At 54.5% G+C, this 16,983-nt stretch carries 9 protein-coding genes; 5 read left to right on the top strand and 4 right to left on the bottom strand.

Annotated elements, in window-relative coordinates; genetic code table 11:
* The first annotated feature begins 47 nt into the window (after positions 1–47).
* Genes B9K09_RS11730 through B9K09_RS11715 form a run of 4 tightly spaced genes read left to right on the top strand, consistent with a single transcriptional unit; the run spans position 48 to position 8,960 of the window.
* Positions 48–1,283, top strand: a complete 1,236-nt coding sequence (locus B9K09_RS11730; protein ID WP_087516969.1) for an MdtA/MuxA family multidrug efflux RND transporter periplasmic adaptor subunit — start codon at positions 48–50, stop codon at positions 1,281–1,283.
* A complete protein-coding gene (locus tag B9K09_RS11725) occupies positions 1,280–4,381 on the top strand; it encodes an MdtB/MuxB family multidrug efflux RND transporter permease subunit (RefSeq protein WP_087516968.1) in 3,102 nt (1,033 codons plus the stop codon). The genes B9K09_RS11730 and B9K09_RS11725 overlap by 4 nt, the downstream gene beginning before the upstream one ends.
* Positions 4,378–7,485 (top strand): efflux RND transporter permease subunit, encoded by a 3,108-nt coding sequence (locus B9K09_RS11720; protein ID WP_087516967.1) that lies wholly within the window; start codon positions 4,378–4,380, stop codon positions 7,483–7,485. Before B9K09_RS11725 ends, B9K09_RS11720 begins: the two co-directional genes overlap by 4 nt.
* Positions 7,482–8,960: an efflux transporter outer membrane subunit gene (locus tag B9K09_RS11715; protein ID WP_087516966.1), complete on the top strand. Its 1,479-nt coding sequence runs from the start codon at positions 7,482–7,484 to the stop codon at positions 8,958–8,960. Before B9K09_RS11720 ends, B9K09_RS11715 begins: the two co-directional genes overlap by 4 nt.
* 53 nt (positions 8,961–9,013) lie before the next feature.
* Here the strand turns inward: B9K09_RS11715 and B9K09_RS11710 are convergent, their stop codons facing one another.
* A complete protein-coding gene (locus B9K09_RS11710; RefSeq protein WP_087516965.1) occupies positions 9,014–10,021 on the bottom strand; it encodes a TRAP transporter substrate-binding protein in 1,008 nt (335 codons plus the stop codon).
* Between the two features lie 369 nt (positions 10,022–10,390).
* Between B9K09_RS11710 and B9K09_RS11705 the strand changes: the two genes are divergently transcribed.
* A complete protein-coding gene (locus B9K09_RS11705) occupies positions 10,391–11,125 on the top strand; it encodes an SDR family oxidoreductase (RefSeq protein WP_087516964.1) in 735 nt (244 codons plus the stop codon).
* Positions 11,126–11,151: 26 nt separating this feature from the next.
* Here the strand turns inward: B9K09_RS11705 and B9K09_RS11700 are convergent, their stop codons facing one another.
* From B9K09_RS11700 to B9K09_RS11690, 3 genes are all read right to left on the bottom strand, one after another.
* A complete protein-coding gene (locus B9K09_RS11700; RefSeq protein WP_087516963.1) occupies positions 11,152–12,141 on the bottom strand; it encodes a YeeE/YedE thiosulfate transporter family protein in 990 nt (329 codons plus the stop codon).
* 275 nt (positions 12,142–12,416) lie between these two features.
* On the bottom strand, positions 12,417–13,811 hold the full coding sequence (locus B9K09_RS11695; protein ID WP_177408661.1) for an efflux transporter outer membrane subunit: 1,395 nt from the start codon (positions 13,809–13,811) through the stop codon (positions 12,417–12,419).
* Positions 13,808–16,981, bottom strand: a complete 3,174-nt coding sequence (locus tag B9K09_RS11690; protein ID WP_087516962.1) for an efflux RND transporter permease subunit — start codon at positions 16,979–16,981, stop codon at positions 13,808–13,810. The genes B9K09_RS11695 and B9K09_RS11690 overlap by 4 nt, the downstream gene beginning before the upstream one ends.
* Between the last annotated feature and the right edge of the window lie 2 nt (positions 16,982–16,983).

Raw genomic sequence — 16,983 nt, 5'->3', positions numbered from 1 at the left:
CTTAAGAGTGCTTATCGTTCGTCTTCCTCTAGGAAGTGATCTGAGATATGCCTGATTCGAACAACACCCTAATCCCCGCAAAAGCCTCACGCCAATGGTTGGTTGGACTGGTCTTACTGGTTGCCATCGCGGCATTGGTATGGGGATTCTGGCCAGCAAAGCCAGAGCAAGTAAGCGGTAATCGCTTTGGCGATATGGGGCCGGTACCGGTGCGTGTGGCCCAGGTTGAAGCTGCTGACTTCCCGATCGAATTGAAAGCACTCGGCACGGTGACCGCTTATAACACAGTAAATGTGCGCGGCCGAGTGGATGGCGAGCTGATGAAGCTGCCGTTTACTGAAGGGCAACGAGTAAAAGCTGGGGATTTGTTGGCGGTGATTGATCCGCGGCCTTATCAGGTCGCATTGCAGCAAGCTCAAGGCACGGCTCTGGAGAACCAGGCTCAGTTAAAAAACGCCGAAATAGATCTGGCGCGCTATAAAGGGCTCTACGCAGACGATTCGATTGCCAAGCAAACTCTGGACACTCAGTTGGCGCTGGTTAATCAGTATCGTGGCACGGTTAAATCGAATCAGGCTGCGGTTGCTGAAGCCAAGCTCAATCTTGATTTCACTCAGGTACGTGCACCTATCAGCGGTCGTCTGGGGTTGCGTCAGGTCGATATCGGTAACCTGGTGACTTCTGGGGATGAGTTGCCTTTGGTGGTGATTACTGAAACCACACCGATTGCGGTGATGTTCACCTTGCCTGAGGCGGAATTGCCCGGAGTGTTGAAACACTATCGCGCTGGCGAAACCCTTGCGGTCGAGGCATGGGATCGCAGCGAGAAAACCCTGTTGGCCAAGGGGCAATTAGAGACGCTGGACAACATGATCGATACTGCCACCGGCACCGTCAAGCTCAAGGCACGCTTTGCCAATGCCGATGAAATGCTCTATCCCAATCAGTTTGTGAATGTACGCTTGCGCGTCGAAACCCGCAAAAGTGTCGATGTGATTCCAGCCGCTTCGCTGCAGTTTGGATCGAAAGGCCCGTTTGTTTACATTGTCGATAAAGAAGACAAGATCAGCATTCGTCCTGTCGAAGTCGGCCCAAGCAACGGCGAAACAACCTTGATAGAGAAGGGGGTTAGCGTCGGCGAGCGGGTTGTTCTTGAGGGCACTGATCGTCTGCGTGACGGCAACAAAGTCGAGGTTATAGGTACCGGCTTCGCGCCTGAGCCGGAATCGGCACCAGTGCCTTTGGCAACTGAGACTGATGGTCAACCGAAGCGCAAAGCATGAATGTTTCTCGCCTGTTCATCCTGCGTCCGGTCGCAACCACGCTGATCATGGTGGCGATTTTCCTTAGCGGGATTATCGCTTACCGATTGCTGCCGGTATCGGCCTTGCCAGAGGTCGATTACCCGACCATCCGGGTGATGACCTTGTATCCGGGCGCCAGCCCAGATGTGATGACTAGCGCGGTAACCGCACCCCTTGAGCGTCAGTTCGGGCAGATGGCTGGTTTGAAGCAAATGTCTTCGACCAGCTCAGGCGGCGCGTCGGTTATCACCTTGCGGTTTAACCTTGAGATCAAGCTGGACGTGGCCGAGCAGGAAGTTCAGGCGGCAATTAACGGCGCGACCAATCTGTTGCCCAATGATTTGCCAGCACCACCGGTGTACAGCAAGGTCAACCCGGCTGATACGCCAGTGATGACGTTGGCGATCAGCTCGAAAACCCTGCGCTTACCCGAAATAAACGACCTGGTTGATACCCGGCTCGCGCAAAAGCTGGCGCAAACCAGCGGCGTCGGCCTGGTCTCGCTGGCGGGGGGGCAACGTCCGGCGGTGCGCATACGGGTTAACCCTGATGCACTGGCGTCTTATGGTTTGAACCTCGCGGATATACGCACGCTGATAACCGCCAGCAACGTCAACCAGCCGAAGGGTAACTTTGACGGCCCGACCCGCGTTTCTCAGCTCGATGCCAATGACCAACTGATTTCGGTGGATCAATATCGGCAGCTGATTATTAACTACAGCGAAGGCGCCACTTTGCGCCTTAAAGATGTGGCCACCATCGTCGATGGAGCAGAGAACCAGCGGCTTGCCGCCTGGGCCAATCTGAATGAAGCGATTCTGGTAAACGTGCAACGCCAGCCGGGTGCCAACGTAATTGACGTGGTAGATCGCATTCAAACCTTGCTGCCCAACCTGACTGAAGGCTTGCCTGCCAGCGTTGACGTGACGGTGCTGACCGATCGCACGCAAACCATTCGCGCTGCGGTCACTGATGTGCAGCACGAGATGATGATGGCTATCGCGCTGGTGGTATTGGTGACATTCCTGTTTCTACGGCGGCTGTCGGCGACGATCATTCCCTCTATCGTAGTGCCGCTATCGCTGATTGGCAGCTTTGGCATCATGTATCTCTCTGGCTTCACCATCAACAACCTGACCTTGATGGCGTTAACCATTGCCACCGGTTTTGTGGTAGATGATGCGATCGTCATGCTGGAGAACATCGCGCGGCATATTGAAGAGGGCGAAACGCCGTTCAATGCCGCGCTCAAGGGCGCCAAGCAGATTGGTTTCACCTTGGTGTCGTTGACCATCTCGCTGATTGCGGTATTGATTCCGCTGTTGTTCATGGCTGATGTGGTTGGCCGTTTGTTCCGCGAGTTTGCTATCACTTTGGCTGTGGCGATTTTGATCTCGCTGCTGATTTCGCTGACCCTGACCCCAATGATGTGCGCCCGTTTGCTCAAGCGCGAGCCCGAGCCAGAACAGCAGACAGGCTTTTACAAGGCCAGCGGCGAGTGGATTGATCGCCTTATCCACCATTACGGCGTGTGGTTGCAATGGGTACTCAAGCGCCAGCCACTGACATTGCTCGTGGCGATTGGCACCATGGGCTTGACCGTGGTCCTGTACCTGGCTGTACCCAAAGGCTTCTTTCCGGTGCAGGACACGGGCGTCATTCAGGGCATTTCCGAGGCACCGCAATCTATTTCCTTTAGCGCCATGAGCGAGCGTCAACAACGGCTGGCTCAGGTGGTACTGCAAGACCCTGCGGTGAACAGCCTGTCGTCCTACATTGGCGTCGATGGTGATAACCCGACGCTGAACAGCGGGCGCATGTTGATCAACCTCAAGCCGCACAGCGAGCGTGATGTGACGGCCAGCGAGGTAATTGATCGGCTTCGTCCTGAACTGGCCAAGCTCAGCGGTATTCAGTTGTATTTGCAACCGGTGCAGGATTTGTCAATCGAAGACCGGGTCAGCCGCACACAGTTTCAGTTCAGCATGGAGTCGCCTGATCTCGCTTTACTCGAGGAATGGGTGCCCAAGCTGGTGAGTCGTCTGCAACAACAGCCTGAGCTCACTGACGTCGCCAGCGATCTACAAAACCGTGGCCTACAGGTTTATCTGGATATCGACCGCGACATAGCAGGGCGCCTGGGGGTAAAAGTCACAGACATTGACGATGCGTTGTATGACGCATTTGGTCAGCGCCAAATCTCAACTATCTACACCCAAGCCAACCAATACCGAGTGGTTCTCGAAAGTGAGAATGCGGGCAGTATTGGCCCGGCTGCACTTCGCCAGATTCACGTTGCAACCGCCGACGGCACACAGATTCCGCTTTCCGATCTGGCGAAGATCGAGCAGCGCGCCGCCAGCTTGCTGGTGAATCACATTGGCCAGTTTCCGGCAGCCACCTTGTCATTCAACCTGGCGCCTGGTGTTGCCTTGGGTAATGCGGTTGACGTGATCGAACAGGCGCAGCAGGACATCGGCTTACCGGCAGGTATCCAGACCGAGTTTCAGGGCGCCGCACAAGCTTTCCGCGCGTCGTTGTCGAGTACCTTGCTGCTGATTCTGGCTGCAGTAGTGACCATGTATATCGTCCTTGGCGTGCTTTATGAGAGCTATATTCACCCGATTACCATCCTTTCGACTTTACCGTCAGCCGGTGTGGGCGCCTTGCTGGCGTTGCTGCTGACGGGCAATGATTTGGGCTTGATTGCAATCATCGGCATCATCTTGCTGATCGGCATCGTCAAGAAGAACGCGATCATGATGATCGACTTCGCCCTCGACGCAGAACGCAACCAGGGCATGCAACCCGAAGCAGCTATCTACCAAGCCGCGTTGTTGCGCTTCCGACCGATTCTGATGACCACGCTGGCCGCGCTGTTTGGAGCGGTGCCGCTGATGCTGGCCACAGGCTCGGGTGCCGAGTTACGCCAACCCTTGGGCTTGGTCATGGTTGGGGGCTTGTTGGTCAGCCAGTTGCTGACGTTGTTCACCACGCCTGTGATTTACCTGTACTTCGACCGCTTGGCGCGTCGCGTCAGTGGGCGTAGCGCCGCAGGGGTTTTAGTTAAGCCATGAACCTCTCCGCGCCCTTTATCCGTCGTCCTGTTGCGACCTTGCTGCTGAGCCTGGCGACCATATTGCTCGGCGCGGTCAGCTACGGTTTGCTTGCAGTCGCACCGTTGCCGGATATGGATTTCCCGGTGATTACCGTTGATGCTTCATTGCCGGGCGCCAGCCCGCAGATCATGGCATCCAGCGTGGCGACTCCGCTGGAGCGTTCATTGGGAACCATTGCTGGCATTAGCCAGATGAACAGCCGCAGCAGTCAAGGCAGCACGCGAATCATGATCGAGTTTGAGCTCGACCGTGATATCAATGCCGCTGCCCGCGAAGTTCAGGCCGCGATCAACGCCGCGCGCGACTTGCTGCCAAGCGGAATGCGCAGTATGCCGACGTACCGCAAGATCAACCCCTCGCAAGCGCCGGTGATGGTGCTTGCGCTGTCATCCGATGTACTGAACAAAGGTCAGCTGTACGACGTAGCTTCATCGGTTATCGCGCAAAAACTATCGCAGGTAACCGGTGTAGGTGAAGTGCAGATTGGCGGGAGCTCTCTGCCAGCAGTACGTGTATCACTGCAACCACGCATGCTTGACCATTACGGCATCGCCTTGGATGACGTGCGTCAGGCGATCAGTGACGCCAACGCCAAGCGCCCTAAGGGCGCGGTCGAGAATGGCAGTAACCACTGGCAAATTCAGGCCAGTGATCAGCTTGAGAAAGCCGCTGATTACAAACCGATGATCATCCGCTACCAGGATGGATCGGTGGTTCGGCTAAGTGATATCGCCGATGTCACCGACGGTGTTGAGGATCGCTACAACAGTGGTTTCTACAATGATCAGAGCGCTGTTCTGTTGGTGATTAACCGTCAGACAGGCGCCAACATCATCGAAACCATCGCCAGTATTCGAGAGCAATTACCTGCACTGCGCGCGGTAATTCCGGCGAATGTTGAGTTGCAAGTGGCAATGGATCGCTCACCGGTGATTCGCGCAACCTTGCATGAAGCCGAGCGCACCTTGTTGATCGCCGTGGCCTTGGTCATTTTGGTGGTGTATGGCTTCCTTGGCCGCTGGCGCGCTTCGATGATTCCGGCATTGGCTGTGCCTGTGTCGCTGGTGGGCACCTTTGCCGCCATGTATCTGTTGGGGTTCTCACTGAACAACCTGTCACTGATGGCGCTGATTTTGGCCACGGGGCTGGTGGTCGACGATGCAATCGTGGTGCTTGAGAACATCTCTCGACATATCGAGGCTGGCGAAACGCCAATCGAGGCCTCGTATAAAGGTGCCAAAGAAGTTGGCTTCACTCTGCTGGCGATGAATTTGTCGTTGGTTGCGGTATTTGTTTCGATTCTGTTTATGGGTGGCTTGGTCGAGAGCCTGTTCCGCGAGTTCTCGATCACCTTGGCGGTGTCGATCATTATCTCTTTGCTGGTATCGCTTACGCTTACGCCGATGCTCTGCGCGCGCTGGTTAAAAGCCGAGGATCAACAGAGTCCGCCTGGTCGTTTGCAGCAGCAGTTAGAGCGTTTTGGTGCGGTCGTCTTGCGGGGCTATAAACGCAGCCTGGATTGGGCGTTGCGCCACTCGTTACTGATGCTGCTGAGTTTGTTTGCAACCATCGCGTTAAACATAGTGCTGTTTATCATCGTGCCGAAAACCTTCTTGCCACAACAAGACACTGGCCAATTGATTGGTTTTGTCCGTGGCGACGATGGTTTGTCCTTTCAGATGATGCAGCCAAAAATGGAAACCTATCGCCGGGCAATTCTCAAGGATCCGGCGGTGGAAAGCGTTGCCGGTTTTGTGGGCGGCGGGGCGGGGATCAATAACGCATTTATTATCGTGCGCCTGAAACCCATTACGCAGCGCAAGATTTCCTCGCAGGATGTGATCAATCGACTGCGCAATGAAGTGCCTAAGATTGCCGGTGGCCGACTGTTCCTGATGCCTGACCAAGACCTGCAAATTGGTGGCAGGCAAGGGCGTAGCTCCGAGAACGAATACATATTGTTGTCGGGTGATCTCGATCAACTGCGTGTGTGGATGCCGAAGGTTCGTGAGGCGCTGCGAGCATTGCCTCAGTTGACGGATATTGATGCCAAAGAGAACGAAGGTGCGCAGCAAATCAGCCTGGTGGTTGATCGCGACATGGCCAAGCGTTTTGGTGTGGATATGGCGATGGTCACCAGCGTGTTGAATAACGCCTACAGCCAGCGGCAAATATCAACCATCTACGACACGCTGAACCAATACAGCGTGGTCATGGAAGTCGATAAAAAATATGCCGAATACCCTGAGTCCTTGGATCAGATCAAATTGATCACTGCCGATGGCGAGCGCGTGCCTTTATCGACATTTGCCCGCTGGGAACGCAGCCTTGAGGAAGACCGCGTTAACCATCAGGGCCAGTTTGCTTCGGAGAATATCGGTTTCTCTTTAGCTGAAGGTGTAAGCCTCGATGAAGCCACCAAGGCGATTGATGACGCGGTTGCCAGACTCAATTTGCCCACCGAGGTTCAGGGCATGATGAGCGGTACTGGTGCCGCTTTTCAGAAGACCCAAGACAGTCAACCGCTGATGATCTTGTTGGCATTAGGCGTGGTATATATCGTTTTAGGTGTGCTCTACGAGAGTTACATCCACCCATTGACGATTCTTTCAACGCTACCCTCTGCAGGGGTTGGCGCATTGCTGGCGCTGGAGCTACTCAATACCGAGTTCAGCCTGATCTCGCTATTAGGTTTGTTCTTGCTGATTGGGGTAGTCAAGAAAAACGCGATCTTGATGATTGATTTGGCCTTGCAGTTGGAGCGCCAGCAACACATGAGTCCATTTGAGTCGATCCGTCATGCCTGCCTGCTGCGATTCAGGCCCATCATGATGACCACGTTGGCAGCTATTCTCGGCGCATTACCGTTAGTGCTCAGCAGTGCCGAAGGTTCGGAGATGCGCAAGCCGCTGGGTATTACCATCGTTGGCGGGCTGATTCTCAGCCAGTTGCTCACCCTTTACACCACACCGGTTATTTACCTTTACTTCGACCGCCTGCGCCACCGGGTTAACCGCTGGCGTGGCGTGCGTACCGATGCAGCCCTGGAAACACCTTTATGATTACTAACGCCCGTGGCACGCGCTTTTTGAGCCTGCTTGCATTAAGTATTGCACTGAGTGCATGTGCGGTTGGCCCGGACTACAAGCGTCCTGAACTCAACACACCTGAGCAATTCAAACAGGTGGCTGGCTGGAAGGCGGCCGCGCCCAGCGATGCACTGGAACGTGGTGCCTGGTGGGAGTTGTACGGTGACGCGGAGTTGAATGCTCTGGTTGCACGCTTAAACGTGTCTAATCAGAATTTAGCCGCTGCCGAAGCGCAGTATCGTCAGGCACGCGCCTTGGTGCGTGGCGCCCGTGCAAGCTTTTACCCAACGCTTTCCGGCAGCACCGGAGTGACCCGCACAGGCCAGGGCGGCGGCAGTAATGTGGTCTCGACATCTGACGTGATCAACTCGGGTGGCAGCAGCTCATCAACCATCACCAAAAACTACGATGCCACGCTGAATGTGGCGTGGGAGTTGGATATTTGGGGCAAGTTGCGGCGTTCGCTGGAATCGAGCAAAGCAGGTTTTGAAGCCAGCGCGGGAGATTTGGCGGCCGCGAAGCTGAGTTATCAATCCGAGATGGTTCAGAACTATCTGCAATTGCGCGTGCTTGACGACCAAAAGCGTTTGCTTGATGCAACCACAGCAGCTTATGCCCGCTCGCTGAAGTTGACCGAAAATCAATACAACGCCGGTATTGTGCCCAAATCTGACGTGACTCAGGCGCGCACACAACTCAAAAGCACTGAAGCACAAGCGATTGACCTCAATTGGCAACGTGCACAACTTGAGCATGCCATTGCGGTGCTGGTGGGGGTTTCGCCCTCAGAGCTGAGCATTATGCCGCGCGAATTGCTACCTAAGTTGCCTCAGGTGCCCGTTGCACTGCCTTCACAGCTACTTGAGCGCAGACCCGATGTCGCAGCCGCTGAACGCCGGGTTATCGCGGCTAACGCAGATATAGGCGTCGCGGAGGCCGCGTGGTATCCAGACCTGTCCATTTCAGCGTCAGGCGGCTATCGCGGCAGTAGCTTTCATGACTGGATTAACCTACCAAACCGGTTTTGGTCGATTGGACCTGATCTGGCCATGACCTTGTTTGACGGCGGCGCGCGCAGTGCAGAAGTTGAGCGCAGCGAAGCGGCGTACGACCAGACTGTGGCGCAATATCGTCAGTCGGTACTCGATAGTTTTCGTGAGGTTGAAGATTACCTGGTGCAGCTAAAAGTCATGGAGCAAGAGGCGCTCGTGCAGCAGGAAGCACTTGAGGCCGCGCGTGAGTCATTGCGACTTATCGAAAACCAGTACAAGGCGGGCACCGTCGACTTCAATAGCGTGGTGACGATTCAGGCCAGTGCGTTGAACAACGAGCGGACTGCGTTAACGCTGTTGGGCAGCCGTCTGACGGCGAGTGTGCAACTGATTGCAGCGCTGGGTGGCGGTTGGACATCTGACCAATTGATCCCGCCGGCTGACAAGCTGGATTAAAGTCAGATCCAAGCCAGCATCAACGGATGTTGGCCTGGATCAAAGGGATGCGGCTAATTACGTGATTTACGGTTGACGATCTGCGCAGCCTTCATGACATCGGCACCGATCTGTTGCTCAAATTGTGCCCATACCGGCTTCATTGCTTCACGCCAGGCTTGGCGCTGCTGATCGTCGAGAACGATGATCTGGCTGCTGCCCGAGGCTTCAATACGATTGCGATCCGCCAGGTTGGCTTCTTCCGCATGACGATTCACTGAGTAAGTGACCTCATCGATAATCCCTTCAAGCACCACGCGAGTGGCGTGCGGAATGCCGTACCAAAATGTTGGGTTGCTCACCAGCATGTAGTCGAGCACGCCGTGGTTGGTTTCGGTGATGTACGGCTGAACGGTATTCAGCTTTTTGCTGTAAATGTTCGACCATGGGTTTTCCGCGCCTTGCACCGCACCCGTTTGCAACCCCTTGAAAACCTCAGAGAAGGGCATTACCTCTGGGCTGGCTGACAGTTGATTGAACTGGGCGCTGAGCACATCAGAAGGTTGAATGCGGAACTTCAGACCTGCTGCATCAGCGGGCATGTACAAGGCTTTGTTGGCCGACAACTGCTTCATGCCGTTATGCCAATAGGCCAGGCCGATAATGCCTTTATCTTCCATGCTGCGCAGTAATTGACGGCCTTTTGCACGTTTTTGAAAACGGTTGACCGCGTCTAAATCGTCAAACAAAAACGGTAAATCATAGATTTGCAATTGCTTGGTGTAGGCACCGAACTTGGCCAACGACGGCGCGAGCATTTGTACTTTGCCATCTTTCAGCGCTTGCATTTCATCAGCATCGCCAACCAGTGAGGAGTTGGCATACACCTCGACTGCAACTTTCCCTTGCAAACGCTCTTCGACCAGTTTTTTAAACAGCAGCGCACCTTGCCCCTTGGGTGTGTCGTCGGCGACGACATGCGCGAACTTGATAACGATTGGACCGTTTTGCTGTGCACTAAAGGCAGAGGTCGAAGTGATCGACATGGCACAGGCAGCCACGGCAAACAGTTTCTTAAGCATGAGGAATCCCTTTATTTTTTCTTATCAGTGTTGGCGCGTTGCGCGTTTATCTGTATCGCAATGCTTGTGCCAATTTCATCGATTGGGCCGAGGGCAATGCTCACTGAAAAATCAGGGTGAACCAGTTCGCAGTGGGTGGCGATTTGTCGCCATGTGCCGGGCTTTTATCAGCGGATTATTGCCGGTTTCTGCGGCGGAACCCCATGCAAAATGTCTTCAGTAACTAATCATTAGATTGCCTAAGTCCAGATGACTGGTCAGCCAGAAGCGCAGATTCGCAGCTATACAGAAGGAAGCCACAGATTTTGCATTATCCAAGTTACAGCCCGGCATTCGCATGTTGTGGAGCACTAACAAGAGAGAACAATCATGTCTAAAGTTGCCATCGTCACAGGAGCTTCAAGAGGCATTGGCGCAGCCATTGCCAAGCGTTTAGCCAAAGAAGGCATCAGCGTGGTAGTCAATTACGCTTCAAACCCATCTGATGCTGAGGATGTGGTGCGGGAGATAATGGCAGCAGGCGGCAAAGCCTATGCGGTGCTTGCCGATATCGCTGATCCGGTTGCGGTCGAAGCATTGTTTGATCAAACCGAGGTCGCGTTCGGTGGCATCGACATACTGGTCAACAATGCCGGGGTGGTCCAGCCGGGTTTGGTGCCACTCAAAGACACTGATGATGAGCTGTATCAGCGGATCTTTTCGATCAACACCCAAGGTACATTCAACACCCTGCGTCTTGCCGCTACACGGCTACGCGAAGGTGGGCGCATCGTTAATTTTTCGACCAGCGTGATTGGCATGGCGTTGCCTGGTTATTCTGCCTATGCCGCCTCCAAGGCTGCGGTTGAGGTGTTTACTCAGATTTTTTCCAAGGAACTGCGTGGCCGTCGCATCAGTGTTAACGCAATTGCACCCGGGCCAACGACCACTGATCTGTTCTTCAATGGCAAGACCGATGAGTTGATCGAAAAGCTGACGCTACAACCGCCACTTGAACGCTTGGGGGCGCCGGAGGATATCGCAGGCGCTGTGGCATTTTTGATTAGCGAGGAGGGCGCCTGGGTCAACGGCCAGACGATCAGAGTCAACGGTGGCATCGTCTGAGATTCAAGGCTGTAAGCGTTCAGGCATTACCGATTGGTGTGCATCTGTTTGCGTAGCCGAGCCATGTACTCCTTGAGCAGGATGCTCAACACAATCCCGCTGCAAATAGCCAGCAGCGGCAACGTTGTCGTCAGGTGCAGCGTTGGGAATACCAATAATATTTGCGAGTCGTTACCGCCCAGCATCATTGATGCGCCGACGCCCATCAGTGTTCCGGCACACAGGTAACGGCTCGAGTCGAGCAAGTTGAACGCCCGGTAATCGAAGGTTTTACGGTAAATGGTGAAGCAGTACATGCCAATCACAAGCATTGAGAAAATACCGAATCTTGTCGCGCTGATGCCCCATTGCTGAATCCATACCGCTTTGGACAAGTCATAAAACAGCAGGCTCGGCGTCCAGTGCGGCTCGAAGGTGTATAGCGCGCTGGTCAGCAGGCCAAGCAAAATACTCAAGCCGACATAATGTTTTTCGCGCTGAAAACGGACAAGCACTAGCAGGCTGCCGATCACCAAGCCAATGGCCAACAGGTAGTTAACGCTTGTGGGCGAGGGTGCAAGGGTTCGCTTTTCAGTTATATCCATATTCAGGTGATGCCAGAGCACAATCCCGACAACCCAGCCAATAATGGTGAACGCCTTACTCAAGTCGCCGCGTGCCAACTTGGTCAGGGTGCCAACACTGCAGCCGTTATTGAGCACCGAACTGACCCCAAACAAAAAACCACCGAGGAGAATGTGGGGGTAAGGAGCAACCGGCTGATAAAAGGGTTGTGACACGCCAAGGTATTGATACAACGGAGTCAGCAGAAGGCCAAACAAGCCGCAGGATGCCAGCGCAACAAACAGGGTTGGCCGTTTATGCAGTGCCAGGGTGATAGCCGCCACTAGGCACAAGCCCATGCGCTGCGAGACCCAGCCGATTAGAAATGCCAGTGTAAGGGGGATAAGCACCACAACCTCGTTGACTGCCCACAACTCGCGTCGTGCGCCCTTGTCTAGAACAACTAACCCCATGATCACTGTCACACAGCCGCACACGTGCCTGTACTTTTGCCAGCTAGTCGCGGGATTAGTACTAGAGTGTCATCTCAGAGATTTGTTACGGCGAAAGCTGAAATCCCTGAAATACAATCTCAATACTAAAGTTGTGGCTCATCGGCTTAGACAATACCGCGCATGCCTGAGGCAGGATGATTACATTGGCTAGTTGCAGGGCGCTGAGGAATTAACATAAAAAGCCCCGCAACCGAGACCGGGCGGGGCTTTTAGGGTGGGACGGCTAACCGTGATTAGCTGCTCGGTTGCCAGCCACCGCCGAGGGTTTTGTAGATAGCCACGATACCGCTATACAACTCAACTTCAGCCTGAGCTTGAGTGTCTTCGGCGGCGAGGCGTTCACGCTCAGCATCAAGCAACACCAAAAAGTCGACCGTGCCTTCGCGGTAGCGCACGGCAGCCTGGTCAGCTGCAGCCCGACTGGCTTCGGATTGGCGAATCAGTGCGAGCAATCGTTGTTGGCGTTTGGCGTAGTCACTGAAGGCGTTTTCTGACTCTTCCAGTGCCAGCAACACTTGCTGCTCGTATTGCGCCAGAGCGCCTTCAGCTTCGGCATCAGCGCCACGAATCCGTGCCTTGACGCTGCCTAGATCAAACGCAGCCCAGGTGATGCTCGGGGAAACACCCCACGCCCGCGCCGCAGAAGAACCAATCTGTGAGCCACGACCGGCGGTGAAACCGAGAAAGCCACTCAGGCTGACCCGTGGAAACAAGTCAGCGGTGACTACACCAATATTGGCGGTAGCCGCTGCCAAATTTTGCTCAGCGGCATGAATATCCGGGCGTCGGCGTAGTAGCTCAGCAGGGTCCCCAATCGGCAGCGCTTTAGCAATCGCCGGGATGGGTTTGGGTGACAAGTCCACTTTGAGCTGATCCGCACGCTGGCCGAGCAAAGTGGCGATGCGATTACGCGCCCGCACCTGCTCTGCCTGCAATTGCGGCACGCTGGCTTCAACGGCGGCAAGACGCGCATCGGCGCGCAGCACATCCAGTTCGCTGCCGACACCTGCATCACGTAGATGCTCAGTGATGCCGCGTGATTCCTCCTGATTATGCAAGTTTTCGCGGGCAATTTGCTCACGCAATTGGGCGCCACGCAAACTGCCGTAGGCATCAACCAGTTCCGCGATCAAACTTACTTGCAGCTGATAATAATCGGCTTCGGCAACTTCAATTTGCGCGTCACTGGCTTCAAGTTGACGTTGAATTCGACCGAAAAGATCCAGCTCCCAGACCATATCCAGACCCAAGTCATAACGCTCGGTTTTAACCCGGTCCTCAGTGATGTCCGGCTGCTGTGCCTTACCAATGTCGCTACTGGCGCGACTGGTAATGGTTGGCAGGCGGTCGTTGGCAACATCGTCACGAATCGCCCGCGCCGCACGTAACCGCGAGAACGCGACACGCAGCTCACGGTTCTCTTGCAGAGACTGGTTCACCAGTTGATTCAGTGTCGGGTCATCAAACTGCTGCCACCACAAGGCTTCAAAGTGCTGTTGGTCATACTTGCCAGCATTCAACTGTGCCAACTGCGCCGGGCTGTTTTCAGGTTGTTTAAAGTCTGGGCCAACAGCGCAGGCGGATACCGCCAAAGCGAGCAGGGCAGGTGCGAATAACTTCAACTTCATGCACTTGCCTCCAGTAGACGTAGCGCGCGTTTTGCTTGGCGTTTTTCTACAAAGCGACGAATCAGTACATAGAACACTGGGGTGAGCAGCAGGCCGAAGAAGGTTACACCGAGCATGCCGCTGAACACCGCGACACCCATCGCATGACGCATTTCAGCACCCGCACCAGAGCTGAATACCAGCGGAACCACGCCCATGATGAAGGCAAAGCTGGTCATCAGAATCGGCCGTAACCGCAAGCGGCAAGCTTCCAGAACTGCACTGACTGGGTCCATACCGGCTTCCTGTTGTTCTTTGGCGAACTCAACAATCAGAATCGCGTTTTTACAGGCCAACCCGACCAAGACGATGAGGCCAATTTGGGTGAAGATGTTGTTGTCGCCGCCGGTAAGAATCACCCCGGCAATTGCCGACAGGAGCGTCATTGGTACGATCAATATCACCGCCATCGGCAGACTCCAGCTTTCGTACTGAGCCGCCAACACCAGGAACGCCAGCAACACGCAAAGCGGGAAGACAAACAGTGCTGTATTACCCGCCAGAATTTGCTGGAATGTCAGCTCGGTCCACTCATAACTCATGCCGTTTGGCAGTTGCTCATCGAGTAGACGCTCCATTGCTACCTGGGCTTGACCCGAGCTGTAGCCGGGGGCTGCGCCACCGTTAATTTCAGCGGTAATAAAGCCGTTGTAATGCATGACGCGATCAGGGCCGGAGCTGTCTTTCACCTTAATGAATGTCGAGAGAGGCACCATTTCACCGCGATTGTTACGCACTTTGAGCTGGCCAATCTGATCCGCATCAACCCTGAACTTCTGGTCAGCTTGCACATTCACCTGATAAGTGCGACCAAAACGGTTGAAGTCGTTGGCATACAGCGAGCCCAGATACACCTGCATGGTGTCAAAGATATCGCTGATGGCGACGCCGTGGATCTTGGCTTTGTCGCGGTCAATATCGGCATCAACTTGCGGGACGTTTACCTGATAACTGGTGAATAAACCGGCTAATTCAGGGACCTCACGGCTTTTGCTGATGACGTTTTGCACTTGCTTATACAGCTCGTCATAACCCTGGTTGCCGCGGTCTTGAACCTGCACACGGAAGCCTCCGATAGTTCCCAGACCTTGAACAGGCGGTGGTGGGAAAATCGCAATATAGGCGTCCTGGATATCCGCAAACTTGGCATTAAGCGCAGCCGCAATGGCGTCAGCTGAAAGGTTTGGATCCTTGCGCTCATCAAACGACTTGAGTGTGGTGAACACGATGCCGCTGTTGGGGCTGTTGGTGAAGCCGTTGATTGACAGGCCCGGGAAGGCAACGGTATTGGCAACCCCAGGGTATTCACTGGCAATTTCGGACATACGCTTGATCACATCTTCCGTACGATCAAGGCTTGCAGCGTCCGGCAGTTGGGCAAAAGCCACGAGGTATTGTTTGTCTTGCGGCGGCACGAAACCGGTTGGCGTGCTGGCGAAACCAAAGTAGGTCAACGCCAATAGCCCACCATATACCAACATGGCAATGCTGCTGCCACGCAGTACCCGTGCGACTGTGCCGACATAACCATGACTGGCTCGCTCGAACATCCGGTTAAATGGCTTGAATAACCAGCCGCCGAATAGGCGTTCCAACACGCGGGAAAAACGGTCTTTCGGTGCGTCGTGGCTTTTCAGCAAGGCAGCAGCCAACGCGGGCGACAGGGTCAGCGAGTTGAATGCTGAGATCACCGTCGAGATCGCAATGGTCAAGGCAAATTGCTGATAAAACTGGCCGGTAAGGCCGGAGATAAATGCTGTCGGTACGAACACCGCACAGAGCACAAGCGCAGTCGCAATGATCGGGCCTGTAACCTCTTTCATCGCCTGTTTAGTGGCCTCGACAGGGTTTTTACCCAGACCAATATTACGCTCGACGTTTTCCACAACTACGATGGCATCGTCGACCACAATACCGATTGCCAACACCAAGCCGAACAACGACAAGGCATTGAGCGAGAAGCCAAACATGTGCATCACTGCAAAAGTACCGATCAACGAAACGGGTACCGCAGCCAGTGGGATAATCGACGCTCGCCATGTTTGCAGGAACAGAATTACCACCAGAACCACCAGCACAATGGCTTCGAGCAAGGTGTGTACAACAGCCTCGATAGAACCACGGACAAAGATGGTCGGGTCGTAAACAATCTCGTAATCGATGCCTTGCGGGAAGCTCTTTTTCAGCTCAGCCATGCGTGAACGGACAGAATCTGAAATCTCGATAGCGTTTGAGCCGGGGCGTTGAAACACCGGAATGGCGACCGCAGGTTTATTATCAAGCAGTGAGCGTAGTGCGTACTTGCTGGAACCTAACTCAACCCGGGCGATGTCTCTGAGGCGAGTGATTTCACCATTTTCGCCAGCGCGAATAATGATGTTCTCGAACTCTTCCTCGGTGACCAGTCGGCCTTGGGTATTGATCGACAACTGAAAGCTGTTATCGCCAGCGGTGGGTGGCGCCCCCAGTGAGCCAGCGGCAACCTGTCGGTTCTGTTCACGAATGGCATTAACCACATCGGTAGCGGTTAGATTTCGCGAAGCTACTTTATTGGGATCAAGCCAGACGCGCAGCGAGTAGTTACCCAAACCGAAGAGTTGCACATCACCCACACCATCAAGACGGGCAAGCTCATCCTTGATATTGAGCGCAGCGTAATTCGACAGATAAAGCATGTCGTAGCGGTTATCTGGCGAGGTTAAGTGAACCACCATGGTTAGGTCTGGCGATGCCTTATCGACCGTGACACCAAGGCGTTGCACTTCTGTGGGCAAGGTTGGCATGGTCCGGGTGACCCGGTTTTGTACCTGAACCTGCGCGTTGTCGAGGTCAGTGCCCAGGGCGAAGGTAACCGTCAGGGTCAATGCGCCGTCAGAGGTGGCCTGCGAAGACATATACAGCATGCCTTCAACGCCGGTAATGGCTTGTTCAAGTGGCGAGGCAACCGTTTCACCGATTACCTTGGGGTTGGCGCCTGGAAAGCTGGTGCGCACCACGACGGTTGGCGGCACGACTTCAGGGTATTCACTGATTGGCAATTGGAAGAGCGAAATCGCACCGGCAATCAAAATCAGTAGCGACAGAACCGCTGCGAAAATTGGCCGTTTGATAAAAAACTGAGAGAAATTCATAG

It is taken from the genome of Pseudomonas sp. M30-35 (assembly GCF_002163625.1).
In the GTDB taxonomy this organism is placed as follows: domain Bacteria; phylum Pseudomonadota; class Gammaproteobacteria; order Pseudomonadales; family Pseudomonadaceae; genus Aquipseudomonas.
Note: the sequence above shows the minus strand (reverse complement) of the source record. Positions and strands in the feature narration are given on the sequence as shown.

Bases quoted from the DNA above. Each gene is read 5' to 3' on its own strand.
- B9K09_RS11705 (WP_087516964.1), top strand. From the start codon at position 10,391: ATGTCTAAAGTTGCCATCGTCACAGGAGCTTCAAGAGGCATTGGCGCA.
- B9K09_RS11710 (WP_087516965.1), bottom strand. From the start codon at position 10,021: ATGCTTAAGAAACTGTTTGCCGTGGCTGCCTGTGCCATGTCGATCACT.
- B9K09_RS11720 (WP_087516967.1), top strand. From the start codon at position 4,378: ATGAACCTCTCCGCGCCCTTTATCCGTCGTCCTGTTGCGACCTTGCTG.
- B9K09_RS11690 (WP_087516962.1), bottom strand. From the start codon at position 16,981: ATGAATTTCTCTCAGTTTTTTATCAAACGGCCAATTTTCGCAGCGGTT.
- B9K09_RS11695 (WP_177408661.1), bottom strand. From the start codon at position 13,811: ATGAAGTTGAAGTTATTCGCACCTGCCCTGCTCGCTTTGGCGGTATCC.
- B9K09_RS11730 (WP_087516969.1), top strand. From the start codon at position 48: ATGCCTGATTCGAACAACACCCTAATCCCCGCAAAAGCCTCACGCCAA.
- B9K09_RS11715 (WP_087516966.1), top strand. From the start codon at position 7,482: ATGATTACTAACGCCCGTGGCACGCGCTTTTTGAGCCTGCTTGCATTA.
- B9K09_RS11725 (WP_087516968.1), top strand. From the start codon at position 1,280: ATGAATGTTTCTCGCCTGTTCATCCTGCGTCCGGTCGCAACCACGCTG.
- B9K09_RS11700 (WP_087516963.1), bottom strand. From the start codon at position 12,141: ATGGGGTTAGTTGTTCTAGACAAGGGCGCACGACGCGAGTTGTGGGCA.